Annotated in this window: 23 protein-coding genes; 14 read left to right on the top strand and 9 right to left on the bottom strand. The window is 38.7% G+C overall.

Going from position 1 to position 26,024, the window contains the following annotated elements:
- Positions 1–48: 48 nt before the first annotated feature.
- Entirely contained in the window at positions 49–648 is a 600-nt protein-coding gene (locus DC498_RS18790; RefSeq protein ID WP_116875700.1) for an RNA polymerase sigma factor, read from the bottom strand.
- A 230-nt stretch (positions 649–878) separates the two neighbouring features.
- Between DC498_RS18790 and DC498_RS18785 the strand changes: the two genes are divergently transcribed.
- Complete coding sequence (locus tag DC498_RS18785) at positions 879–1,238, top strand: TfoX/Sxy family protein (protein ID WP_116875699.1); 360 nt, start codon at positions 879–881, stop codon at positions 1,236–1,238.
- A 24-nt stretch (positions 1,239–1,262) separates the two neighbouring features.
- Here DC498_RS18785 and DC498_RS18780 read toward each other — a convergent pair whose 3' ends face one another.
- Positions 1,263–2,393 (bottom strand): Gfo/Idh/MocA family protein, encoded by a 1,131-nt coding sequence (locus tag DC498_RS18780; RefSeq protein ID WP_116875698.1) that lies wholly within the window; start codon positions 2,391–2,393, stop codon positions 1,263–1,265.
- 373 nt (positions 2,394–2,766) lie between these two features.
- Here DC498_RS18780 and DC498_RS18775 point away from each other — a divergent pair, with 373 nt between their 5' ends.
- The 5 genes from DC498_RS18775 (at position 2,767) to DC498_RS18755 (ending at position 8,230) form a co-directional block, all read left to right on the top strand.
- Positions 2,767–3,813 carry a DUF6340 family protein gene (locus tag DC498_RS18775; protein ID WP_116875697.1) on the top strand — a complete coding sequence of 349 codons (1,047 nt, stop codon included), beginning with the start codon at positions 2,767–2,769 and terminating at the stop codon, positions 3,811–3,813.
- A gap of 336 nt (positions 3,814–4,149) precedes the next feature.
- Positions 4,150–5,553, top strand: coding sequence for a hypothetical protein (locus tag DC498_RS18770; RefSeq protein WP_133176903.1), 1,404 nt, complete (start codon positions 4,150–4,152; stop codon positions 5,551–5,553).
- 22 nt (positions 5,554–5,575) lie between these two features.
- Entirely contained in the window at positions 5,576–6,619 is a 1,044-nt protein-coding gene (locus DC498_RS18765) for a hypothetical protein (RefSeq protein WP_116875695.1), read from the top strand.
- Positions 6,603–7,160, top strand: coding sequence for a hypothetical protein (locus DC498_RS18760; RefSeq protein ID WP_116875694.1), 558 nt, complete (start codon positions 6,603–6,605; stop codon positions 7,158–7,160). The genes DC498_RS18765 and DC498_RS18760 overlap by 17 nt, the downstream gene beginning before the upstream one ends.
- 38 nt (positions 7,161–7,198) lie before the next feature.
- Entirely contained in the window at positions 7,199–8,230 is a 1,032-nt protein-coding gene (locus tag DC498_RS18755; RefSeq protein WP_133176902.1) for a hypothetical protein, read from the top strand.
- A gap of 454 nt (positions 8,231–8,684) precedes the next feature.
- On the opposite strand, the gene DC498_RS18750 is transcribed toward DC498_RS18755, so the two are convergent.
- Both DC498_RS18750 and glyA read right to left on the bottom strand, forming a co-directional pair.
- Complete coding sequence (locus DC498_RS18750; RefSeq protein WP_116875692.1) at positions 8,685–9,101, bottom strand: DUF4293 domain-containing protein; 417 nt, start codon at positions 9,099–9,101, stop codon at positions 8,685–8,687.
- 47 nt (positions 9,102–9,148) lie between these two features.
- A complete protein-coding gene (gene glyA / locus DC498_RS18745; protein WP_441351064.1) occupies positions 9,149–10,471 on the bottom strand; it encodes a serine hydroxymethyltransferase in 1,323 nt (440 codons plus the stop codon).
- Positions 10,472–10,555: 84 nt separating this feature from the next.
- Between glyA and DC498_RS18740 the strand changes: the two genes are divergently transcribed.
- The 4 genes from DC498_RS18740 to DC498_RS18725 all read left to right on the top strand — a co-directional run bounded on the left by DC498_RS18740 (position 10,556) and on the right by DC498_RS18725 (position 13,755).
- On the top strand, positions 10,556–11,548 hold the full coding sequence (locus DC498_RS18740) for a sugar phosphate nucleotidyltransferase (protein ID WP_116875691.1): 993 nt from the start codon (positions 10,556–10,558) through the stop codon (positions 11,546–11,548).
- Positions 11,549–11,578: 30 nt separating this feature from the next.
- Entirely contained in the window at positions 11,579–12,526 is a 948-nt protein-coding gene (locus DC498_RS18735; RefSeq protein ID WP_206197696.1) for an NAD(P)H-dependent flavin oxidoreductase, read from the top strand.
- Between the two features lie 4 nt (positions 12,527–12,530).
- Positions 12,531–12,944: a carboxypeptidase-like regulatory domain-containing protein gene (locus tag DC498_RS18730; protein WP_165813894.1), complete on the top strand. Its 414-nt coding sequence runs from the start codon at positions 12,531–12,533 to the stop codon at positions 12,942–12,944.
- Between the two features lie 199 nt (positions 12,945–13,143).
- Positions 13,144–13,755, top strand: a complete 612-nt coding sequence (locus DC498_RS18725; RefSeq protein WP_116875688.1) for a peptidylprolyl isomerase — start codon at positions 13,144–13,146, stop codon at positions 13,753–13,755.
- 75 nt (positions 13,756–13,830) lie between these two features.
- Here the strand turns inward: DC498_RS18725 and DC498_RS18720 are convergent, their stop codons facing one another.
- Positions 13,831–16,026: a glutamine synthetase III family protein gene (locus DC498_RS18720; RefSeq protein WP_116875687.1), complete on the bottom strand. Its 2,196-nt coding sequence runs from the start codon at positions 16,024–16,026 to the stop codon at positions 13,831–13,833.
- A gap of 169 nt (positions 16,027–16,195) precedes the next feature.
- Positions 16,196–17,371 (bottom strand): hypothetical protein, encoded by a 1,176-nt coding sequence (locus DC498_RS18715; RefSeq protein ID WP_133176901.1) that lies wholly within the window; start codon positions 17,369–17,371, stop codon positions 16,196–16,198.
- A gap of 372 nt (positions 17,372–17,743) precedes the next feature.
- Between DC498_RS18715 and DC498_RS18710 the strand changes: the two genes are divergently transcribed.
- Entirely contained in the window at positions 17,744–18,901 is a 1,158-nt protein-coding gene (locus DC498_RS18710; protein WP_116875685.1) for a glycosyltransferase family 4 protein, read from the top strand.
- Between the two features lie 66 nt (positions 18,902–18,967).
- Here DC498_RS18710 and DC498_RS18705 read toward each other — a convergent pair whose 3' ends face one another.
- On the bottom strand, positions 18,968–19,876 hold the full coding sequence (locus tag DC498_RS18705; protein ID WP_133176900.1) for a glycosyltransferase: 909 nt from the start codon (positions 19,874–19,876) through the stop codon (positions 18,968–18,970).
- 207 nt (positions 19,877–20,083) lie between these two features.
- Here DC498_RS18705 and DC498_RS18700 point away from each other — a divergent pair, with 207 nt between their 5' ends.
- A complete protein-coding gene (locus DC498_RS18700; RefSeq protein ID WP_116875683.1) occupies positions 20,084–21,463 on the top strand; it encodes a TRAFs-binding domain-containing protein in 1,380 nt (459 codons plus the stop codon).
- Positions 21,464–21,892: 429 nt separating this feature from the next.
- Here DC498_RS18700 and DC498_RS18695 read toward each other — a convergent pair whose 3' ends face one another.
- Positions 21,893–22,315, bottom strand: coding sequence for a hypothetical protein (locus DC498_RS18695; protein ID WP_116875682.1), 423 nt, complete (start codon positions 22,313–22,315; stop codon positions 21,893–21,895).
- A 167-nt stretch (positions 22,316–22,482) separates the two neighbouring features.
- Between DC498_RS18695 and DC498_RS18690 the strand changes: the two genes are divergently transcribed.
- Both DC498_RS18690 and DC498_RS18685 read left to right on the top strand, forming a co-directional pair.
- Complete coding sequence (locus DC498_RS18690) at positions 22,483–24,219, top strand: GMC family oxidoreductase (protein WP_116875681.1); 1,737 nt, start codon at positions 22,483–22,485, stop codon at positions 24,217–24,219.
- 21 nt (positions 24,220–24,240) lie between these two features.
- Complete coding sequence (locus DC498_RS18685) at positions 24,241–24,882, top strand: gluconate 2-dehydrogenase subunit 3 family protein (RefSeq protein WP_116875680.1); 642 nt, start codon at positions 24,241–24,243, stop codon at positions 24,880–24,882.
- A 147-nt stretch (positions 24,883–25,029) separates the two neighbouring features.
- On the opposite strand, the gene DC498_RS18680 is transcribed toward DC498_RS18685, so the two are convergent.
- Positions 25,030–25,785 carry an XRE family transcriptional regulator gene (locus DC498_RS18680; RefSeq protein ID WP_116875679.1) on the bottom strand — a complete coding sequence of 252 codons (756 nt, stop codon included), beginning with the start codon at positions 25,783–25,785 and terminating at the stop codon, positions 25,030–25,032.
- Positions 25,786–26,024 lie beyond the last annotated feature (239 nt).

Below are 26,024 nucleotides of genomic sequence, written 5' to 3'. Positions count from 1 at the left end.
ATTCAGTAGACAAACGGCAGATAAAAAAGGAGTAGTGTACTTAAAAAATTATTGAAAAATGCTGAAAATCCATATAAGTAAGGATACAGGCTTAATGGCCTGCTTCGCAAGCAGGATACGGATTGACCGGGAGGCTTGTGCAATATGCTTTTTAACCGTAAGCGGAGAAATATTCAGTTTACTCGCAATTTCATCATTTTTCATGCCCTGTTCGCGACAAAGGCGGTAAATGATCTTTTGCTGTGGAGGCAACTGGTCTATAGCGGTTTGCAGGGCCCGGCGTGTGTCATTATAATCAACCGAGTGGGTAATAAAATCAACCGGCTCCTGCGTCCTGTTACCTATTTCTGCAATAGCGGCATGCTCCAGGGAAAGCTTTCTGAAGCCATTGATAAGTTTATGTTTTGCTACTGTAAATAACCATGCATCCAGGCTGTGTATATCTTTCATTTTTTCCCGCTCAATCCAAACCTTGATAAAAACTTCCTGCAATATATCCGCTGCCAGGTCCCTGGATTCCGTAAAACGGAGTACATAAAAGAAAACCTTATTGCTGTAATGTTCATAAAGCATCCTGAAGGCGTTACGATCTCCTTCAGCCAGTTGCTGAAGCAGATCATGCTCATGTATGAACTTATTATAACCCAAGCAGAACAGTTTTGGATAATGATTGCTTAACGAATTAATAATATTATCTTCATTAAAAGCTCTAATAAAAATACATAAAAATACAGATTGACATACTTAAAAATGCGCAATCGTATGCATTCATTCGTGGTTATGTATTGCTTTCAGCTTACTTTACCTGGCGTTGTTTCAGTGTATTTGTTCCTGGTTGATATGTAACTTTAGTAACGGTTATTTGAAACAATCATTCAATGGCTTATAATACAAAACTTGCTGACAGGATAAGATTATACCTCAGCAATGTTCCTAAAATAAAAATTGAGGAAAAGAAAATGTTCAGCGGCCTTGCCTTTATGGTTAATGGCAAGATGTGCATAAACGTTAGCGGTGATAACCTGATGTGCCGCTTTGATCCGCAATTGCAGGAAGAAATTGCTGAAAAAAATGGCTATGAACCAATGATCATGAAGGGCCGGGAACTTGCCGGCTATTGCTACATTAATCCGGATGGATTTAAAACCCAAAAAGCATTCGAATACTGGATAAAGCTTTGCCTGGATTTTAATGATAAAGCATTGTTATCTAAAAAAGCCAAGAGCAAAAAGAAATAATTACACTCATTTATATGAGAAATATCATTTCTTAAACTCCAGTTTTTGCGCATGCTGCTGCGCTTTCAATGCCAACTCAGTTGCAAGAAAACAATGCGCCTGCGTCATAGCTGTTTCGGTACGGTTGATAACATCATTTACAAACTGCTCACCAAAAGGCAAAGGATCCTTATTGCAATCCATGTAAATGGTTTCTTTCTGATTTACGAGGAAAAGATGGTTGCCGCCTTCGTGACCGGCGATATCAATATTTTTGCGTAATTCGATATAGCCATCTGTGCCAAGTATCGTTAATCTTCCATCACCCCACGATTTTAAACCGTCAGGTGTAAACCAATCTACCCGTATATATCCTGTGCCTTTATCACCTTTCACTGTTACGTCTCCAAAATCTTCAAACCCGGGATATTGCGGATAATGTACATTTCCGACCTGCGAGCAAACAATATCGGCTTTAGTGGAACCTGTGAAGAAAAGGAACTGGTCAAACTGGTGCGAGCCAATATCTGTAATAATGCCGCCAAAATATTTTTTATCAAAAAACCATTCCGGGCGTGATTTGATATTCATGCGGTGCGGACCCATACCAATGGTTTGTATCACATTACCAATGGCGCCTGCTTTAACCAGTTCTCCTGCTTTTACCGTTGCTTTGTTTTCGAGGCGCTCACTATACATAATGGTATATATGCGTTGGGTTTCTTTTTGCACGTGGCGCACTTCTGCTAATTGCTCAAGAGAGGTAATGCCTGGCTTATCAACCAAATAATCTTTGCCATGTTTCATTACTTCAATGCCTAAAGGTGCACGTTCAACAGGTATGCCTGAACTCAGAATAAGCTGTACAGATTTATCTTCAAGAATTTCTTTTTGGTTTCGTGCAAGCTTAGCCTGTGGGTATTTTTTTGCAAAAGCCTGTACAAGATCAGGTTCTTTCGCATAAAATGAAACCAGTTCACCTCCGCCACGGGTTACGGCGTCAACCATGCCGTATATATGAGAGTGATTGATATTGATCACAGAAAACTTGATTTTAGAAGCATTACCGCTTGCAGCTGCAGAGCTTGTAGGAAAGGAAGATAATAAAGCGGCGCCGGCAGCAATGGTAGAACTGTCTTTTATAAACCTGCGGCGGTTAAAGAGCAAATTTTTCATGTGTTTTAATTTATGGCAATGCACGAGCTGATAAATTTAGCGCATAATCGAATAAATTGGACTTTGGAGCCGGAGTATTTCAGATTTTGGGTAAAATGTATTGTATGTAAAGAATAGCACGCGGAAAGTATGGATACTATTGAGCAACAAGGATACATGCCGTGAACATCCGATACATCCGTTCTATGCGTGTTCCTTACTTTGTATTTACTATACTTAACAGGGTATTACAGGGAACACACGAATATTCGTTTATGCATTCGTGGTATAATTTTGCAAAGCATTCATTTTGTTGAAGTTTGATAGGGATTTAAACCATACTATATCTGGTTTTACTTCGTTATATATACTGTTGTTCAAACTCCAATTTCTTATGAAGAAGTATATTTTCATCATTTCAGCCAGCATTATATTCAGCTCCTGTGCATCTACCAACTCGCTAAGGCTTACTGTTACCCAGCCTGCGCCGGTAACGGTTCCTGCCGGTATAAAAAAAGTAGCAATCATAAACCGGAGTGAAATCAGTAAACAGAACGAAGTGATCGAAGTTGTAGATAAAATATTTTCACTGGAAGAAAAAGATCTTGATAAGGATGGATCGGCTTCAGGTGTAACAGGTTTAAGAGAAGCATTTTTAAAATACGACCGTTTCAACGAAGTGATACTGCAGGAAAACCGTGTTCGTAATAATGCGGGCCCTGGTATATTCCCTTCTCCTATATTGTGGGACGATGTAACAAAGCTTTGCAATATACTGCAGGTGGACGCCATATTTGTACTTGAACTATTTGATACGGATTCAAAAATATCTTATACCACAAACCCTGTTACAAAAAATACACCCCTGGGTAAGGTGTCAGTGCCTGAGCATACTGCTCACATGGTTACACATGTTAAAATGGGTTGGCGGTTATACGATCCTGCGCACAGGGATATACTGGATGAATACCCTTATGAAACAACGCTGAATTTTTACGGCAAAGGCATTAACCCTGCTACGGCTGCTGCAGCACTTACCAGCCGTAAAGATGCGGTTAAGCAGGCAGCAAGACAGGCAGCAGATGAGTATGCCCTGCGCATATTTCCATATTCGCTCAGGGTAGCCCGTGACTATTACGTAAAGGGTACAGATAATTTCAAGATAGCAAAGCGTAAAGCGCAAACCGGCAACTGGGATGGCGCTGCCGTACATTGGAACCAGGAGATTAATAATGCTGACGGTAAAATAGCGGGCAGGGCATGTTATAATATGGCGATCATCAGTGAAATTAATGGTGATTTAAGTGGTGCTATTGCCTGGGCTCAAAAGTCGTATGAACAATATAGCAACAGGCTTGCGCTCAGTTATCTCAAAATATTAAAAGGCAGGCAGGTAAATGAAGAGATATTAAAGGAACAGAATAGCCATGTTTCAAGGTAGCATTTAAAAAATTGATAACCGTTTTGTTTTCATCTTTGATATTGCATACATGAAGCAATCAAATGAAAATATATTGTATTCTTAATAGTTATATTATCCTTCTTTCGCCCATGCTTTTCAAGCACACAGTTTACAACCTCATCCAAAAGGCTGTAAAATGCATCATCCTGTAGGCAGATTACATTCAATCGTCAAGTTTTATTAAAGATATACTTATCGCTTAATTTTTCCATAAGTGCAAATTCCGGGCGGCAATAAGCGATTATGTGTATTGCAAAAAATTATTCTGTAATTCAGAAATTAACATTTAATTTTCTGTGGCTTAAACCAATGAACATGCATACCCTTCATCCTCAAACCAAAATTTTAGAGAGTGTAAGCGTAAAAGCGTGGAGGTCGCTTTTTATTTTGTTGCTCCTGTTTTATTCATACACATTATTCAGTCAAACATCTGCACCAACATTCAAACTATTTCAACCAATAGAGCCGGGTAAAAGCCCACAATTCCAACAATCATCACCCTTGCTTCAACCTCAAAGGCTAAAATCAATATTACCAAACGATCCTTATGAACAACAAAATAATCGCATAAGGCAACAATCTGAAATAAATCCTGCACAATTACAGCGTTCACCTAACAATTACCTGCCGGGAGAAAATAGAAGAGAGCAGGAATACATGTACAAAATCAGGTCAGGCATTTATCAGCAGCATCTTGACCAATTAATGCAAATGAACCCGGATGAGTTCTCTATAACCAAAGCTGTCTACCTCACAGAAAGCACATGGTATGATAACCCTCCTTCTTTTGAAGAGTTTGATAATAAGATAAAAAAGTATGTAACAGCCGTAAAACAATTATTACAGCGGGAAGGCTTAAGCCTGAAGAACAACACTGCCATTAATTACGGCGTGCAACAACTGTATAAAAAAGACAACACTTATTACGATAAACAATCCGGGAAAACCAACATCCTGCCAAAACTTAGCTATGACTTTAATGATTATATGGGTGATAATGATTACCGGAACATGTTTGTAGGCAAGTTGGTGAATACTGGAAAGGGGCAATGCCATTCTTTGCCCTTGCTATATTTGTGTATTGTTGAGCAGCTTGGAGGTAAAGCCTATCTCTCTTTATCTCCCAATCATTCCTTTATCCAGCATTTTGATGGGAGCGGAAAAAGATACAATTTCGAAACCACCAATGGCAACCATGTTACAGAAAGCTGGATGATGCAATCTTCTTTTGTTAGCGCTGCAGCACTGGCTAATGAAACCTATCTGGATACTTTATCCAGCAGGCAATTATATGCACAGATTTTAAGTGACCTGCTTTTGGAATACAGAATGGAATTAGGGCATGATGCTGTAATAAATGACATTATACAGAAGATACAGGATATTGACCCCGGTAATATGGTGGCATTGCTGGAACAGGCAATAATCGCTACATCAGCGCTTGATAATATAATCAGAGCATCAGGCTATCCCCCTCCCAGTGAAATAAAACAATACCCGGCTATTGAGCAGGCATACTATAAAATGCAGGATGTTTATAAGAAATTAGATGACAAAGGGTTTCAGGAAATGCCGCCGGAAATATATCAGCGCTGGTTAAAGTCAATGGAAGAGGAAGCGCAAAAACAGCAGGCAGAACAGGAATATAACAAACTTTTGCAGGAATTGAAAAAGCTCAAAAAAACAAAACCAACTTTTAAGAATACACCAAAAAAATAAATCAAACCTTAATCTCAACTATATGCAACCGAAAATCTTTATCACACTGCTGCTATTCTGCACAGCCACCTTTGCAACGCATGCACAGGACAAAAATCCTTATAAAGAATTAGGAAAGAAAGGAGAAATCCTTACACTTACCAAAGGGCAATTCAATGAGTTTTTTGATGAGGGGGATGTGCAGCAGATTGGTACTAATCTGGTGAATATCCGAACTATGAAAGTAGTAAAAGTGATGACTGAGGATGAGGCTGAAAAAAGGTTGGATAATACGACAGGAAAAAGGTTTTTAAGTGTTGATCCTATTGCCGGTAAATACCCAATGCTCACACCTTATCAATATGCAAGTAACAGTCCAATTGCAGCAATAGATTTAGATGGACTCGAAGGTTTTATTACTATGCCTAATGAACAAGGCAATAAATTATATAATGCAAATGCAGACGTAATCAAAACAAAGGTTTTTAAGTCAACTTTTTCGCATTATCTGCCGAAGAAATTTATTGATTTATATTCCAATGGGCAAGGAACACCCTATAGATTATCACAAAAAGAAACCCAAGACTTGCACGTAGCCTATACAGGCTTTCATGGAATAACGGAGAATGATAACGCGAAAGCTACGGATTTTATAAATTCAATTAAACCTGGCGAGAGCATGGAACTTCCCGAAGGATATTCTATCACAGGGGCAGCAATGAATGCAGGCACTTTGGGGCGTTTTCAAATTAGATTAAGAGGAAAGGTCACTAAAGATAAAGACGATAATTTTTCTTTTGAAGGACAAATGCAATACTACGATATCTATGATTTTAAAACTACAAAAACAAAAGAAGGAGATTTGCAAAGGAATGATTGGGGGGATATGCAAACTGATTTTGCCGACAAAAATTTAAATGGAAAAGGGTTTGAGATTACTTCGGAGTGGATTGATATTAAACAAGAGAATTCTAACTATTTTGATTACTTTAAAGGAAAAAGTGAAGAAGTTATAATGAATAAAATGGCAGATAAAAGTAAAGTAACGGGCGAGGTAAAAAAAGCGAACAGTGAAAATAAACAATAAAAAGATTTATCAGATAGCGTTTGTATTACTATTTATAGTAGGGTTATGTGAAGGATGCAAAAGACGAAACCCCCACCTAATTGAGCCATTTATTAATTTTAAATTTTCAGATTCTGTAATAGAAGAAAATTTCTTCAAGGCAGAATATTCGCCAGACTATCTTAGACCATACAATGTTTACGGCAAATATAAAATCAGTTTAAATGAATTGGAAAATTTCGTTAGAAATAACGAGTTAACCAATAGAGATCAAGACTACAAAAAAGTAATGTGCATGGAAAATGTATCAGTCCATGCTTTCCCTTATGATATATGGTCATTTAAAACAAGATTTGATTATTTGAGTCGTAAGGACTTTGCTACCAGCCTAAAATGGTGGAATCCATCTCAAAATACTGATATACTATATGCTGCTTTTTACAAGGAAAAAGGACCAAGGAAAATTATTCGCTGTTATAAAGACAAATGGGATGGGAGAATTCTAATTTCTTATGATAGGAAAACTGAGGAAGCATACATTATGATAGAGGTGTTACTTTAAGGATACTATTTTTATCGACATCGCTAATTACTAAATTGATGAACAACTGTAAGTTTTTAATTGTTCTATGCCTTTTTAATAGTTCATCTTACTCGCAGATTAACGCGACGCATAAAGATGATAGCATATCTCAATCTTATACGCGAACGTTTAAATCTTTAGAAAGCAATCTTGTCAATAATAAAAGTTTAGCTCATAGTGTCTTCTTGGTAGAAAGCGGACGTCAATCTGAATTCAAGTCATATGACGATTATGAAAAAAAACTGGATAACCTTGTTGATTTTGTGAATTATTATTATAAATGGCAAAGAACTAACAAATACCGCCAACCTGATAGTGTAAATTACTTGAAGAACCAATCTATTTATTATTCATTGTTCGACACACTTTCTATAAGCTTTCAAAACAATATTTATAATACCAAGTTTGTTCCTTTTTCCTATTCTTTCGAAAATATTTTAGGTGGCAACGTGACTGATATGTTTGTAACCAAATTATTGTCTTCTAAAAAAGGTGATTGCCATAGTCTTTCATACTTATACAAAATTATCGCCGATAGAATTGGCGCAAAATGCTGGCTGGCACTTGCTCCCAATCATATCTACATAAAAAATTTCAGCCAGCAATATGGCTGGTATAATACTGAATTAACCAGCAGAAGCTTCCCTTCAGATGCATGGATAATGGCTTCCGGCTATATTTCTGCCGATGCCATACGCAGCAATATATATATGGATACTTTAAGCAACCAGCAATCTATCGGTTTGTGCGTACTTGACCTTGCAAAGGCGTACGAATACGAAACAAAGAATTACTATGATGGTTTTATTTTAAAGTGCTGTGATCTGGTGTTACAATATCATGCCACTAATCCTATGGCGCTTCTTTTAAAGGCTGAAACTTTAAAAAAAGTTTACCTGAAACAAAAAAAGGGAAATGCTGTCACAGCCAAACAAGCTTACGATGAAATGGAAGCTGCTTATATTACCCTTGCAAAATTACATTACAGGGAAATGCCAAAGGAAATGTATGATAAATGGGTAAAACAGATGCAGGAAGTACACAAATGATTATATAGTATTATCCATACGGAATTAAGAAGCTATATAAAATTCTTTATAATACAGATGATATAGCTATCTGTCCTTAATCATCTTAACTTCTTAATGGTTACCTGATACTTATTTCGTGAACAGGAAAATAATAGCGATCATGCCCACTATAAAAATGGTCAGCATAGTATTGATGTCAATGACCGGTTGTTGTTGGTTATTGTATTTCATGGTTGGGGATTTTGGAAATTTAAAAATATACACCTGCCATCTTTAACGACCTGAAGAAATAATATTGCATTTGCAGCATGTTAAAAATATGCACATTATGTTGCTAATAGTTTGCGCTTAGCTGCAGTAAATAGATACATAGTTTCCTCTCTGTAAATACTTTAATAAACAGGTAAAATGAATAAAGCGTATACATTATGTACACGCTTTATTCATAAATATTATATACGGTTAAAGTTGGCTATCTAAGTCTGTCAATACTCTTCACCAGTTTCTGATCTCTGTATATACCTCTTATCGCAAATAACAAAAGCACCGGTATCATAAAATAGAATACTGACCAGAAACTTGTTGCGCCTTGTGTAAAATGCTTTATTGTATTAAAATAAAAGAGAGAACAGATGATATATATACCCAAAGCTGCAAATGCAAGCTTTATTTGCAGGCTCCTGTTTTTATATAAAAAAATGGTAATGAGCGGTATTAATCCAAGCGCTACTGTTAATATCAATAAAAGCAAATTGCTTCCGGCGCTTAAAGGGGTGTATTCACTTATGCCATCAGTAAGTTTGGTGCCGTTATATATCGGAAACTTTATAGTTAAAAAAGAAAAAACACCAGCCAGTAAAAGCCATACTGTTTGAATACGCTGTAGCATAATTGATGATTATAATATTAATAGGAATAACAACTTTCCGGTTTACATTAAGCCATTGCTGTTTCTTTTACCTCCAGTTCAGGATACAACGGGAAATCTTTCATAAACTCATGCACATCATTTTTCACTACTCCGATTTTCTGATCATCGCCGGCATTGGTTAATACTGTATCAATCATGTCAACAATAGTTTGCATGTGTTCCTGCTTCAGCCCGCGTGTAGTAATAGCCGGTACGCCAACTCTTATACCTGAGGTAATGAATGGGCTTTTATCATCAAAAGGCACCGCGTTTTTATTTAATGTAATATGCGCTTTGTCTAATGTTTCCTGCGCTTTTTTACCGGTAAGATTTTTATTGCGAAGATCTATCAGCATCAGGTGGTTATCTGTACCACCACTGATAAGATCATATCCTTTACTTACAAAAGCTTTGGCCATTGCCTGCGCGTTTTGAATGATCTGCTGTGCATAGCGTGTATAATCATCCGTTAGTATTTCACCAAATGCCACAGCTTTGGCAGCAATAACATGCTCAAGCGGACCACCCTGCATTCCAGGAAATACAGCAAGGTCAAGCAAAGCACTCATGGGCCGGATATTACCTTTGGGATCTTTTACGCCGAAAGGATTATCAAAATCATTACGCATCATTATAATGCCGCCACGGGGGCCGCGCAGTGTTTTATGTGTAGTTGAACTTACAATATGGCAATATTCAAAAGGATCGTTCAGCAATCCTTTTGCAATTAAACCCGCCGGGTGAGCAATATCAGCCAAGACCAAAGCACCGATGCTGTCAGCAACTTCCCTGATGCGTTTATAATCCCAGTCGCGGCTGTAGGCAGAAGCGCCGCAGATGATCATTTTAGGTTTTTCCTTTTGTGCGGTTGCTTCCAGGTGGTCATAATCTACTGTGCCGGTTTCTTTTTTTACACCATAAAACAGCGCCTGGTAGTTTTTACCGCTGAAGTTTGCCGGGCTTCCGTGGGTAAGGTGGCCACCCATGCTTAAATCAAGCCCAAGAATTTTATCGCCCGGTTTTAAACATGCTAAAAATACGGCAGTATTTGCCTGAGCGCCACTATGTGGCTGAACATTAGCCCAGCTTGCATTAAATATTTTCTTTAAACGCTCAATAGCAAGCGTTTCAATCTCGTCAATTACTTCGCACCCGCCGTAAAAACGTTTGCCGGGATATCCTTCCGCGTATTTATTGGTAGGTACGGAGCCCATTGCCTGCATTACCTGCAGCGAAGTAAAGTTTTCGGAAGCAATTAATTCAATACCATTGCGCTGGCGTTCCAGCTCTTTATTGATCAGGTCAAATACCTGTGTATCTTTTTGCATGGCGCAAAAATAGGGCAACATTCTTGAATTTTACTATTTTCACGTTTTAAAGCATTGTACATTTTAAGGCATTCCACATTATTAAAGCATTAACGCGGCGCATTCATGAAAGCTATTATACCTGTAGCAGGGGCAGGAACCAAATTACGTCCACATACTTATACTCAACCCAAGGCATTGATACCACTTGCCGGAAAATCGGTTTTGAGCATTATAGTAGATCAATTGGCGGAGGCAGGCATACAGGAGTTTATTTTTATTATAGGTTACCTGGGCGATAAAATCCAGGATTATGTAAAAGAGCATTACCCGCATCTTACCTGTCATTTTGTATTGCAGAATGAAAGGCAGGGGTTGGGGCATGCTATTTATCTTACAAAAGATATTGTTGGATCTGATGAAGTTTTCATTGCTTTGGGCGACACCATTTGCGAGTATGATGTAAAAGAGGTAGTGTATAGCAGTGAATCAATGCTTGGAGTGAAGAAGGTAGATGATCCCAGGAATTTTGGTGTGGCAGAAATGGGAGAGCATGGTTCAATAAGCAAAGTGGTTGAAAAGCCACAAATACCAAAATCAAATATGGCTTTGGTGGGGCTGTACAAAATAAAGGATACACCTTTTCTTTTTTCATGTCTCGAAAAAATGATTCATGATGCGGAGAAAACCAGGAATGAATATAATCTTACAGATGCGCTTGAATGCATGATTTTAAGCGGTGTTCAGTTTAAGTCATTTAAGGTGCAAAACTGGTTTGATTGCGGGCGTATTGATACATTGCTTGACAGCAATGCTATACTTATGAAAAAATTAGGAGGCAAAATTTCTCCTGAACACGTATTTGAAAATGTGATCATTGTGCCGCCGGTAAGCATTGCCAAAGGTTGCGAGATCAGTAATTCCATTATTGGCCCTAATGTGGCAATAGGGGAGGACGCTAAAATCACTTATTCTATTGTGCGTGATTCTATAATAGGTTCCTTTGCTAATCTATATGATGTGGTGCTGCACGATTCATTGATTGGCAGCGATACGGAAATTAAAGGAGAAACACGTTCACTGAATATCGGAGACAATACGCAGATAGATCTCGGGTAATATAAAATCTCAAATTTCAAATTTCCAATCTTGTCTCGCATTACGCAACTTTTTAATATTCAGCTTCCCATAATCCAGGCAGGAATGGTTTGGGCAAGTGGCTGGAGGCTGGCTTCGGCGGTAAGCAATGCCGGAGGTTTGGGACTGATAGGAAGTGGCAGTATGTACCCGGATGTATTGCGCGAACATATCAGGAAATGTAAAGCAGCTACCGGCAAAACCTTTGGTGTTAATATACCATTGCTGTATCCTGACATTGATAAACATATAGACATTGTTATTGAAGAAAAAGTGCCGGTTGTTTTTACTTCTGCCGGCAATCCTGCTACCTGGACGCCGGTTTTAAAGCAGCATGATATAAAAGTAGTGCATGTGGTAAGCAGCTCCAGGTTTGCCCAAAAAGCCGAGCAGGCTGGCTGTGATGCCGTGGTGGCTGAAGGTTTTGAAGCGGGTGGGCATAACGGGAGGGAAGAAACAACCACGTTGGTGCTCGTTCCTGCGGTATGCAGGACTGTTAGTATTCCTGTAATAGCGGCAGGAGGAATAGCTACAGGCAGGCAAATGCTTGCCGCTATGGTATTAGGGGCAGAAGGAGTACAGGTAGGCAGCCGTTTTGTGGCAAGTGAAGAAGCGTCTTCTCACCTTAATTTTAAAAAAGCGGTGATCAATGCAACGGAAGGAGATACTGAATTGTCAATGAAGCGCCTTGTACCCGTACGACTGATAAAAAACAAATTTTTTGAAGCAATTGCCCGTGCGGAAGCTGCCGGAGCTTCAGCAGCAACATTAAAAGATATTTTGGGCAGGGGGCGGGCTAAAAAGGGAATGTTTGAAGGTGATATGGAAGAGGGGGAACTGGAGATAGGGCAATCCAGCATATTGATACGGGATATTCTGCCGGCCGCAATCATTATGCATAACCTTTGTACAGAATTTAATGAAGCACTTGCAGATACTGAAAAAAAGACATATTTTTAATATTATGAAATCAACATTCATTTTAGGGGTTGCAATGTTGCTTGCGTTTTCTGTTGCGGGTACGGATGCAAAAGCATGTACCAATCCACCTGAAAAAAACAATGTTGATGCACATAAGGTTAACGGCGTAGTGCTTGATATGGACAGCAAAAAGCCATTGAAAGATGTGAATGTTACGGCTATCCGTCAATCTAAAAAAGAAAAAGTTGTTACTACTGATGTGAATGGAGGCTATACTATTATAATGCTGAAACCTGGCACATACAGGCTGATATTTGAAAAAGAAGGGTACAAAAAAGTGATAAAAGAAAAAGTGGAGGTTAAAGAAAACAACCTGTTACAGATAAATATTGAGATGCCTGAATTTGCTCCAATCTCCGATCGCGGTCCTTCCGCATGGCATTTCTTTGAGTCCTGATTTTTTGATTATAATGGGTATATAGCAGGATTAATATTTTATCGCTGTTGCGCTGTTACTGCATGCTATAATTAAGATTTTATTGGCAGAAGCTTATTAAATCAAAACAGATAAAACATTATCTTCATAACCTGTTTTTGCTGCTAAACCCGGAAGGCGATCATTTATTTTAGTTTCAATTTTATTTAAAGAATCAAATATGAAAACTGGTTTTACTTTTTTGCTCTTGTGTTTTTCGATTGTTGTTTTTGCCCAACCTACAGTGAGGGAGCAATTTGAAAAAATAAAAACACAGCAGGATGCCCAAAAATTTATTGATGCCAATGCTCCGCTTAAACCCACTTTATTGCATCTTACATTAGGCAAAGATTCAACATTAATAGACAAGAGATTGCTGAAGCAAAAGAAAGGCGATATATTTTCTGTCGGTTATGTTACCTATCTGGTGCTTGATGGAACAGAGTCAGTAAATTATCGTGCCCAGTATATTTTTCTTGACGGAGGTTCCTTATCGGTTGCTGAAATTGACAGCCTGAAAAAAGTTATCACACAAAAAATAGCAGCCGGCGAATCGGTTGATAAACTTTCTGACCAGTATACCATGGATGGCAATACCACCAAAGGAGATACAGGCTGGTTTTTTGGAGAGGAGATGATGCCGAAAGAATTCCAGGAAGCAGTTAAAAACCACAAAAAAGATGATGTGTTTTTTGTAGATGTACCCCAAAATGACTGGCATTACATCGTTAAAAAAACCTACGATGATGAAGTGAAGAAAGAAATAACAGTGCTTAGAGCTAACGGAAGATAGTATATAAGAAAGAAGGTGTAGGTTTCCTGGCTGTTATGCCTTTATCCTACACCTTCAGCTTTATAACTTTTTCAACTATCTTAAAAATAACATTTCGCGATACTTGGGTAACAACCAGTATTGATCATCAACCAGTAATTCGAGTTTATCTACATGGTAGCGGATCTTATCAAAGAATGTATCTTTGATCTGGCTCTGGTATGCAATTGCTTTTGTGCGGGTGTTATCTATTTTATTTACCACTTTTCTTGCTTCAATCATTTTTTCTACGCCATCAGCAACGGCTGCAATATGCTCAGATATTTTTTCCAGTATCTGCAATTGGTTTGCATAAGATGATTCAGGTAAACCCAATTCTTTCAATCCTTTAATATTACTGATAAGAATATTCTGATATTTAACTGAACTTGGAAGTATATGGCTGGTGCAAAGTTCACCCATTACACGGGCTTCAATCTGTACTCTCTTTATATATTTTTCCAGCTCAATTTCATGGCGTGCTTCCAGCTCAGAATGATTGTAAATACTTAATTCTTCAAACAATGTTTTAGCTTTGTCTGTTACCATTGCATCCAGTGCAAGCGGAGTGGTTCTAACGTTAGGCAAACCTCTTCTTTCCGCTTCGTGATGCCATTCATCACTGTAACCATCTCCCTCAAACAATACCTTTTCAGAGCTTGCTATATATTCACGTATTACGTGCATGATAGCTATTTCTTTTTTCTCACCTTTTTCAATTAACGCATCAACTTCTTTCTTGAATTTAACAAGCGTATCAGCCATAATCGCGTTAAGAACCGTCATAGGTATACCACAGTTTGCAGTAGAGCCTACAGCACGGAACTCAAATTTGTTACCTGTAAACGCGAAAGGAGACGTACGGTTACGGTCTGTATTGTCGAGCAGCAGCTCAGGTATGTTTTTGTGAATATCTAATTTCAGCAGTATCTCATCCTGTTCAGTGAAGTTGTCGCCTACTCTTGTCTTTATTTCGTTCAGTATTTCACTCAGGTATTTACCGATAAATACAGAAATGATAGCCGGAGGTGCTTCGTTTGCGCCAAGGCGGTGATCGTTACCTGCAGAAGCTATAGATGAACGGAGAAGATCAGCATAATCATCAACCGCTTTAATAACGTTCACGAAAAATGTAAGGAACATCAGGTTTGTCTTAGGCGTTTTACCGGGAGCCAGCAGGTTTACACCTGTATCAGTTGACATACTCCAGTTGTTGTGCTTACCACTACCATTTATACCCGCAAATGGTTTTTCATGCAGCAGCACTGCCAGGTTATGGCGCCTTGCCACACGAATCATTACATCCATTAAAAGCATATTGTGATCTACTGCAAGATTTGCTTCTTCAAAAATTGGCGCACACTCAAACTGTGCAGGCGCAACCTCATTGTGGCGTGTTCTTAAAGGAATGCCCAGGCGATAAGATTCTTCTTCAAAATCTCTCATGAAAGCATATATTCTTTCAGGAATAGAACCGAAGTAATGATCTTCCAGTTGCTGACCTTTTGCAGGCGCATGACCAAATACAGTACGACCAGTCATTACGAGGTCAGGACGTGCATTTGCCAAACCGGCATCAACCACAAAATACTCCTGTTCCCAGCCAAGGGTAGCAATTACCCTGGTTACATTTTTATCGAAATAGTTACACACATCAACCGCGGCTTTATTCAAAGCTTCTATTGATCTGAGTAAAGGCGTTTTAGTATCAAGTGATTCACCCGTATATGAAACAAAAATAGTTGGAATACAAAGTGTATTTGCATCACCTATTCTCATAATAAAAATAGGTGAAGTAGGGTCCCATGCAGTATAGCCTCTTGCTTCAAAAGTTGCTCTCAAACCACCTGAAGGAAAAGAAGATGCATCCGGTTCCTGCTGAATAAGCGCTGCGCCGTCAAATTCTTCAATAGGAGTGCCGTCGCCCTTTAATGTAAAGAAAGAATCATGTTTTTCTGCTGCAGTGCCGGTTAATGGCTGAAACCAGTGTGTAAAGTGAGTAACTCCTTTTGCTTCTGCCCAGCTTCTTAAACCTGCGCCGATTTGATTACCCATATTGCGGTCAATTTTTTTGCCGCTTTTGATAGAAGCCGCCAGGCTTTTGTAGGCCTCATCGCTGAGAAATTCACGTGCAGTTTTTAATGTGAAGACGTTTTCCCCAAAAATTTTGGTGATTTTCTCCGAACCTTCAACAATTATTTCTTTTCCCAGGCCGGATAAATGATTGATTGCATTAAACCTAAGTGATTCCATCTAATAAAATTTTAATATGGGTGATCTAATCTTAAAATCAGTAAAATATTTGCAAACCTATTACATTTTTAAATAAAAAATCAAATTACCTCAAAAAAAACATAACTATTTTCAAGAAAAATGCAATTTTCCTTGAAAATAGTTAACATGTAAATAACATGCTATATAATTAAATGTATAGTTCTGCAGATTTACCCGGAGTAGTTTTTATACAATTGATAAAAGGCAGTAAAAGACATACTACATAAAATGCTTTATACCGCATAATGGCTCCTGAAAAGGGAACCAGGTATCCGATACTCAGCAAATTAACAAGTGCCAGCGTTAGCAAAAACATCGAAAAGGGTTGATGCAGTATTAACGCAGTTCTTTTTTGGGTAATCCAGATTACGAGAACGATTATAACGATCACTGCAAGATTTTCCGCAAAACTTAATAAATGAAATGGACTTTTGATTTCAGTGATATATGGCCTCCAGAAAACATGATTCAATGCTTCCGGCAATACTTTTACATAACTAGCAACTGTTGGCTCAAGTGGGGTAAGCTGCAGTTTGGATTTGCCTTCAAGAGAAAGAAACTGGTGTTGTTTTTCTGCAAACTTTAACGGCAGATTATAGGCTGAATCCGGAAACCTGGCAGACCAAAAGAAAAGCACAATACAAACTGCATATACTCCGGCAAAGTAAAGGTATGCGTTGCGTCTTTTCCTGAAGGAGAGCAGCCAGGCAAGTATAGCAGGTAAAAAAGTAATTGCTGTAAGATTGCGCATCAGTAATAAGCCTGCAAAACTGAATAAGCATATTACTCCGCTTCTTACATCTCCTTTTAATGTAATGCATTTGTCGAAATAAAACATACACGTACCTGCAAAAAAAATCAGTAGCCCATCTTTATCCATCCCACTGTTCCAGAATAAACATGACGGTAAAAAGAAGATGAACATTATCAACAGTGACCCTTTACCAGGAAAATATTTATGCGCCAGTGAATAGAAAAGATATAAGCCCCAGAAGGTAAAACAATTAAAAAGAATGCTGGTTAAATAATAATTGCCTCCGGTAAAAACATTTAAAATTGCCAACAGCTTAATAAGCAGGTTTTCGCCGGCGTTGCTCCAGAAAGCATCAGGAGCATTTGAAAAAAAATCGGTAATACTACCGGTATTGGCATGAACAGAAAAAAACTCGGTTGGATTATTAAGCAGAATTTTATAATCAATGAGAGATTCTCTGAAATACATCCAGCTATCGCTAACAGGAAAATAATGCGCATAAAGATATCCATACAACATTCCCGCAAAAACCTTGGCAATAAGTGCGGGCGCAAGCCAAACAACCGGCATTGCCTTTCTCCTTCTGTTAACCCAAACAAATAGCAGTGTAACAAGAATAAAAAATACAGGAACTAAAAAAATATAACGAATAATATGCAAGTAATATAAGTATTGGTTTCTAAGGAATATGAAAATAATGTGCTAATGTAATATATTAACGTGAGTTTTGGGTGGTTAAAATAATAAGATAGGCTGATCAATTTTCCCGCTACATCTATAGCACAGCAGCTTTTACACGAATGCTTCTTTGAAGGCTTCGTCCTGTTGTATATGCTGCGTGAAATATACTTTACTGACCCGGCGAATCCCAAAACTTACTGTATATTATAATCTTTTACATTAAATTTAAAAGTTTTAGACGTAACCTGTACTTTTATTTATATGCCAAAGATATTATTAGGGGTATCCAGTTCCTTTTGTGCACATTTTCTCAGAGGGCAGGTAAGTTACCTTGTAGCGCACGGGTTCGAAGTGATAATTGTCAGCGGCCCCGGAAAGGAAATAGAAATGCTGGCAAAAGGCGAAAATGCAAAACTGATCCCAATATCTTTTACAAAAAAAATCACCCCTTTTACTGATCTGGTCCAACTGTTTAAAATTATCAATATTTTAAAAAAAGAAAAGCCGGATATTATTAATGCTGGTAACCCTAAATCAGGATTTCTGATAATGCTTGCTTGCTATTTTGCAGGATACAGCAATCGCATATTTACCTTGCATGGGTTGGTATCAGATAGCAAATCAGGATTATTTAAAGCGATTATGACCATTACAGAACGGATTTCGTGCGGCATAGCAAAGAAGGTAATAGTGGTTAGTCCCTCATTAAAAATACATGCAGAGCAAAGAAATATATTAAAGCCTGACAAAGGGCTGATTATCGGGAAAGGCAGCAACAATGGTATTGATCTTCAGAAGTTCTCAAAAACTGTTCCTGTTATCAATATGTCGCAAGTATTAAAAAATAAATACAGCTTAAATGATAATCCTTTTGTGATTTGTTTTATCGGCAGGCTTACAAAAGATAAAGGAATAGATATTTTATTTAATGCATTTAACCAGCTTGTAAAAAAATATGATAATATCAGGCTGTTGATTGCAGGGCCGGTTATTCCGGAAAACCCGTTTTCTGTGGGTTTTATGGAGCAATTGAATAAAGATCCCAAAGTTGTTTTTATGGGAGAGGTTTCGGATATAGTGCCTGTTTATGCTATGGCAGATGTGCTTGTGCTTCCTTCTTTTCGTGAAGGATTACCTAATGTGCTGCTTGAAGCTGCCGCTATGGAAATCCCTGTAGTAGCTTCTGATATTCCTGGCTGCAAAGATGCTGTAAAGATGGAGTATAATGGTTTATTGTTTGAAAAAGGAAATGTTGATGCTCTTGTAAATAATATAGAGCAGCTGATTAACAATCCGGATTTACGCGAAATATATGGAAGAAATGGAAGATTATTTGTAACTTCTGATTTTGACAATATAAAAATATGGAGTGGCCAACTGAATTTGTATACAGCTATGCTGGATGCCAGCCGTAAATAATTCCGGAAAATCAGTTTCAATAATTACAGGGTTGATAACAATTTGTTCAACAAAGCTTTACCCGGCCTATATAAATGAACCAGGAAATTTTTGTTGTAAAAACCTTATTATACCTGAATCAATGATCTGGTTGCTCCACGAAAAATTCGGGATTTCAGGAAACGAATACCTGAAATTATTTACATTTTCCCATGTGAAATTGTTCAGGTTTTTATCAAGATAGAAATATCTTCCTCCATATTTTGCTTCAAAATCTCTTACCCACGTATAGTCGGTGCTTATAACAGGTACACAACATGCAATATAGTCTATAAACTTTGATGAAACCTGCTTGTTATATGGTGAAATATCAGGCATAAAATTGATAGCAAACCTGCTTTGCTGTATATATTCATATACTTTTCTGTAAGCAACCGGTCCCATAAAAATAATATTACCATAATCTTTTAGCCGCGTGGCAATTTTATCATATTCTTTACTTAGTACCAGGAGTGTTTTATGCTTCATACTTCCTGTAGTAAAGCACCTGAAAAGACTATCAGGCTTTCTTTTTTTCTCTATAGTTCCAACATAAATAAAATCATATTTCTTTGGAATGTTTGTATTGTATTGGGGCTCTTCAAATATTCCGTGTCCCCTGAATCCAAAAGGGATATTATCATTGAAGTTAAATCGCTGAGCGACATATTCACTGAAAAATATGCGATAATCAGGTTTGCAGTTAATGCTCTTTTTTATCATGTTTTTTAAAGTGCCAAATGGTGGTACAGACGAAGATGCATATTCATGAATGGTTATGGTTTTACTTCTTTTATGCTGTGTGCCCATAAAATACCATTCAACATCAGCACCGGTTGCTGAGGTGTGATTGGTTACTACTTCTGTAATTACATTTTTAAATGCTGAAAAAAAGGAGACATATGCCTCTATTTCCGGCAGAAAGGCATTTCCACTGTTTATAAAGCAAATCTTCATAATGAATAAATATAACCTGTTTCCCCAGTAAATTACAAAATCGCTAACTTTATAATATATAAGCACTGCTATAGTTGTACCTGGCATTTAATTACCAATGTCATTTAATCCCTGCATTGTACCCTCATCTACCACCACCTGTTTGCATTACCTTAGGTAACACCTTGCTATTTTGAGGTTTTATTTATAGTTATAAAATATATCCTTATGGCGCAAAAACGTTGTTTCGTAGTAATGGGCTTTGGTATTAAAACAGACCTGGCAACAGGAAGAAAACTTAACCTCGATAAATCTTACCAGGCGCTCATTAAACCTGTGGTTGAAAGCAGGAATATGATTTGTGTGCGGGCAGATGAAATTAAACACTCCGGCTCTGTTGATCTGGAAATGTACCAGCAATTATTATCGGCAGATATTGTAATAGCGGATCTTTCCACTTCCAATGTAAATGCATTTTATGAACTGGGTATACGTCATGCCCTAAAACCCAAAACGACCATAATAGTTTCTGAGGAATTGCTGGGATATCCTTTTGATGTTAATCATATTGTTATTAACCGGTATACCCACCTGGGCGATAGTATAGATTATTTTGAAGTATTGCGTTTCCAGAAGTTGCTTGGTGAAACAATTGATACGGTGCTGAATTCCCCAACACCGGATAGTCCTGTATATACATTTATCAGTGAGCTTATTCCGCCTTCGTTAAGATCTAAAGCAAAAGAAGTGGTTGGGCAGATAGGTAATGTGTTAACAACAGCAGCAGACCCTGATGCTCCTTCCGGAAAGCCGCAGGATCAATCTCTTTCCATACTGGTATCGCAGGGGGAGGAAGCATTGCGGAAAAAACAGTTTGATGCCGCAAAAGCATTGTTTGAAGCTGCTCTTGGTTTATGCAATGCCAATAATGACCCGCACCAGCTAACATCTAACAATACTTATCTGGTACAAAGGCTTGCCTTAACAACCTACCAGGCAAGGCAGCCTGATTATGTTGCCTCACTAAAAAATGCATTGGCTTTACTAGATAAAATTGATTTGTCAAGAACCAATGATCCTGAAACCGTAGCGCTGGCAGGTTCTATTGAAAAACATTTATTTGAAGAAGGTCAGGGTACTGGACATCTCGATAATGCCATTCTTTTTTTTCAGCGTGGTTATTATTTATTGCACAACAGGCATAATGGCATTAACCTCGCGTATCTTTTACATCTTCGTTCGGATACTTCACCTTCCACAGATGAGAATGAAAAAATGGCCGACCTGGTTTGGGCAAACAGGATACGCAGGGAAGTACTGGATATTTGCAGGAGAGATACAGAAAAAATGGAGAAGATGGAAGCTAAGGTCAATATATCAAATGCAACTATCAGCAAAGAGCAGCAGGAAATGATAGATGACCAGAAATTCTGGATTGCTGTTAATAAGGCAGAGGCTCATTTTGGTTTAAAAGAAATGCAACAATATGAAGAAGCTTCAGCCACAGCTAAACTTGTAAAACATGAAGATTGGATGATGGATAGTTTTACAAAACAACTGGAAAAATTGGGTAAGCTGATGCAGAAAGACCTGGACCCTGTACATTGATGATTTGTCCGCCGGGATGCGGTACAGTAGCGAACTACAGCAGATTGGGCTTGAGTTTGCCCCGCTTGCTGTAATACTTTTGTTGGCTGCTGTAATTAGGGCCTTGCTGTTTAACTCCATTTTGGTGATATTCTGATAAAGATCATTGTATATTCATGCTTTGGTTATTAAATTGCTGCAAGGGTTTTGAATCAAATTTTTCAAAAGCCATGCAGCTGTTTCGGCATAATTAAATTTTACGACCCTTTTTTGCCCCTACAGCCGGCGGGCTGCGTAACCGGAACGCCGCTGCTTTTTGTCTTTTGAAAAAATATGCTTCGCATTTTTTCAATTTCGCCTTCGGCGAAACCATACAAAAAGAGGCGGCTAACCCGGTTACTGGTAAAAACTTAAAAAAATAAATGCCGGGAGTTAAACAGCAAACCCAAATTAGTCCACCTGAACTATATCTGTTTTGAATATTTGATTGTTGTTCAGGAATTTTAATACATATTGCCCACTAGCTGGAGTGTTAATTTCAAATGTGGTGTCTTTATAATAGATTGCATCAAAGCAACCGATGTCTCTTCCTGTGGGATAAGTCGATTTAGCTTTTATCTCAAATTGTCTGGGACTAGTTTCTAATACTTCGAACTTAGCAAAGTTATAACACAGATTGGAACCAAAGCACCGCACATTTGATATGATATTTTGTCCTTGAATAATATTAGATGGAGTAACAGTCGATAAAATTGTTAGGTCAACTAAAACAGTGTCAGACGTCACTACTGACTTAATATCAGGCTCAACTGCTAACTTGTTACAAGCACACAGGAACATTAGAGTTAGAATTAAAGTAAATATCCGTCGCATAATTGATATTTACTAGAATTGACAACTGAAATAACTCGAAGGTTGCATTATGGCAACCAACTAATAAATTTATGATATAAAGCCATTTTTTGTTTTTTTTTTAAGTATACCTAACTTGAATTTTGCTCTATCATAAAACGATTGCCAACAATCCACTTCTAATACATATGGGTAAATTTCAAATCAAAAAGTCCTCAACCGTTCACGATGTTGTAGTGATAGGTTCAGGCGCCGGCGGTGGAATGGCCGGTTATGTACTTGCCAATGCAGGAATAAAAGTATTAATGCTTGAAGCTGGTCCGTTTTTCGATCCTGCGAAAGATTCACATCAATTCAAGTGGCCCTGGGAATCTCCGCGCCGTGGTGCATCAACCGTACGCGCTTTCGGTGATTTTGACGCTGCCTACGGCGGCTGGGAAATTGACGGAGAGCCCTATACCCGTAAAGATGGCACCCAGTTCGACTGGTTCCGTTCAAGAATGCTGGGTGGGAAAACCAATCACTGGGGCAGGATTTCTCTCCGTATGGGGCCCGACGATTTTAAATGTAAAGATGGGTTGACTGATGATTGGCCGTTTACTTATGATGAGATTAAACCATATTATGACAAGGTAGATCGCCTGATTGGTTTGTATGGCACCGTAGAAAATCTGCCCAATGAGCCTGATGGTATTTTTATGAAACCGCCTAAACCCAGGCTTCCTGAATTATTTATAAGAAAATCGGCTGCAAAAGCAGGTGTAAAAGTAATCACCGGCCGTGGCTCTGTTATTACCGAGTTGCTGGATGGTAATAAAGATCGCCAGCCGTGCTTTTACTGCGGGCAATGCGGCAGAAGCTGTAAAGTATATGGAGATTTCTCTGCTTCATCATGCCTTGTAATACCTGCAATGAAATCCGGTAATCTTGACGTGGTTACCAACGCGATGGTCAGGGAGATCATTACAGATAAGAACGGGCTTGCTACAGGTGTTTCTTACGTAAACAGGGAAGATATGCAGGAATACCAGGTAAGCTGTAAAACAGTTATACTTGGTGCCAGTGCCTGTGAATCTGCCCGTATATTGCTGAATTCAAAATCCAGTGCGCATCCGGGTGGTTTGGCAAACAGCAGCGGCGTGGTGGGTAAATACCTGCACGATTCTACTGGCTCAAGCCTGGGCGGTTTTATTCCGCAGTTGCTCGATCGTAAGCGTTTTAACGAAGATGGTACAGGCAGTATTCATATTTATTCTCCCTGGTGGCTGGATAATAAAAAACTTGATTTTCCACGAGGTTATCACATTGAGTATGGTGGCGGTATGCGTATGCCTTCTTACGGTTTCGGCGGAGGTATTCACAGGTATAATGCCAAAGTGCCTGCCCGCGATGGCAGCACAAAAAAAGCCGGAGGCTTTGGCGCTTCTTTAAAAGATGATTACCGTCGTTTTTACGGTGCTAATGTAGGCATGGCCGGTCGCGGAACCGCAATAGCTAAGAAAGAAAACTATTGCGAAATAGATCCAAATGTGGTTGATAAATATGGCATCCCTGTGTTGCGTTTTCATTACAAATGGGCTGACGAAGAAATTAAACAGGCTAAGCACATGCAGGAAACTTTCCAGTCGCTGTTGCATGAAATGGGCGCAATCATTACTTCTTCACCACATGGGCCTGAAGATAATTACGGGCTTGAAGCGCCGGGACGTATTATACATGAAGTAGGAACAATACGAATGGGAGATGATCCTAAAAAATCGGCCGTAAACCGCTGGTGCCAGGCGCATGATTGTAAAAATTTGTTTGTGGTAGACGCGGCTCCGTTTGTGCAGCAGGGTGATAAAAACGCTACATGGACGATACTCGCCCTCTCATGGCGCACTGCGGAGTATATACTCGAACAAAGAAAGAAACAAAATGTTTAATCTTATCTAATCCATTTAATCATGAAAAGAAGAGATTCATTAAAAGCGATTGGATTAACAGCTGTAGCTACAAGCATATTTATTGATGCGTGCAAGCCCGGAGAGAAAAAAAGCGCAGGCGCTGCTGAAACTGCGGCAGCCGGGGATGCCGAAGCAGGGCGTGAAAAATTTGAAATAGAGCGTAATAAAAAACTCCTGTCTGAAAAATTTTTTACGGAGCATGAAATGGCAACCATCGCTATATTGACAGATATTATTATTCCTAAGGATGATAAGTCCGGCAGCGCTACTGATGCCAAAGTGCCGGATTTTATTGAGTTTATGGCGAAAGATATGCCTTCCCTGCAAGTGCCCCTGCGCGGTGGTTTACGATGGCTTGATGTGCAGTGTCTGAACAGGTATAGTAATACATTTAAAGATGCTGCTGAAGCGCAACGCCTCGAAATAGTAAATGATATTGCATATCCTGAACATGTAAAGCCCGGCATGGAGCAGGGGGTTGCATTCTTTAACCGTATACGTGACCTAACCGCGTCAGGATTTTTTACTACTGAAATGGGAATAAATGATCTTGGCTATGCAGGTAATGTTACTAATGTATGGAAAGGTGTGCCCGAGGATATTGTGAAGCAATACGGGTTGGAACAGTATAATATTGTTTAGGGTTTTAAGAGTTTGTGGTTTGTGGTTTGAAGTTTATGGTTAAATCAAACTTTAAACAAACGATAAACTATAAGCCACGAACTTCAAGCAAAAAAAAGCCTCACAGCATTACGCCATGAGGCCTGATATTTACCAACCCGTCCCTTATTAATTATATTTCTTTTTCAGCACTGTTACCTGCTCCTGCAGGTTATTCACCAGTGAAGCCAGTTGATTTACATCCCAGCGTTGCTGACTGGTAACTTTACTCACTACCATCTGTGCCATCCATAATTCCAGAATATCCTCACTGTTCATTTGGTATGGCTGGTAAGATGGATTATCACTCACCAGCGTAACTTTTGTTTTATTGCGGTTGTTTTTTTCCAGCCTTTTATATACTATTCCCTCGTTTCTTGAAACCACTATATATGCCTGGCTGCTTTTGGCATCGTCAAGATTTTCTATTTTTTCACCAACTATTATGGAGCCGCTGGGGGTTGGCAGCATACTATCGCCCACAATTTCAAAAGCACGGTAATTGCCACCGGCTAACATGGGTAATGTAAATGTATTCAGTTCGTCAATAAATTCTGCATCAGCATAACCAGCCAGGTAACCTGCCGCCGCTTTTACCGGCACAAAATGAATGAGATTATTTTCTGACATTAATTTTTGCTGCCTGCGTTTTGCAAGGTAATTGCCTTTTACTTCTGCCAGATCCCTGCGCAGCAAATCATCAAGCGTAAGCTTGAACATGTCGCATAGTTTTTCCAATACATCAATACGCGGATCTGCGCGTTCCTCTTCGTATGCGCCTACCAGCGAGCGTTTGATGCCGAGTTTGTTTGCAAATTCTTCCTGCGTCCATCCGCGCAGTTTGCGCAAATATTTGAGGTTTTGACCTGCAAGCGATTGTGCCATACTAATTAATTTAGCTGCAAACTACTAATTCAATTAGTTATAACAAAATTTTTTAGCAATTTTATTTGGCTATACTGATGGAGGCTTTAGGTTTCATGTTACAGGTAGCTCGCTGTGTCTTGTCCTAGCATAAGTAGACAGATTTAAGAACAAAAAAATCTGTAATACCATGACAAGAGATGTCCAAACGGTGATCCGGTATAGTATTAGCTTTAAGCAAAAAGTAGTCAGAGAGTTAG

This window comes from Terrimonas sp., from assembly GCF_003075435.1.
GTDB lineage: Bacteria > Bacteroidota > Bacteroidia > Chitinophagales > Chitinophagaceae > Agriterribacter.
Note: the sequence above shows the minus strand (reverse complement) of the source record. Positions and strands in the feature narration are given on the sequence as shown.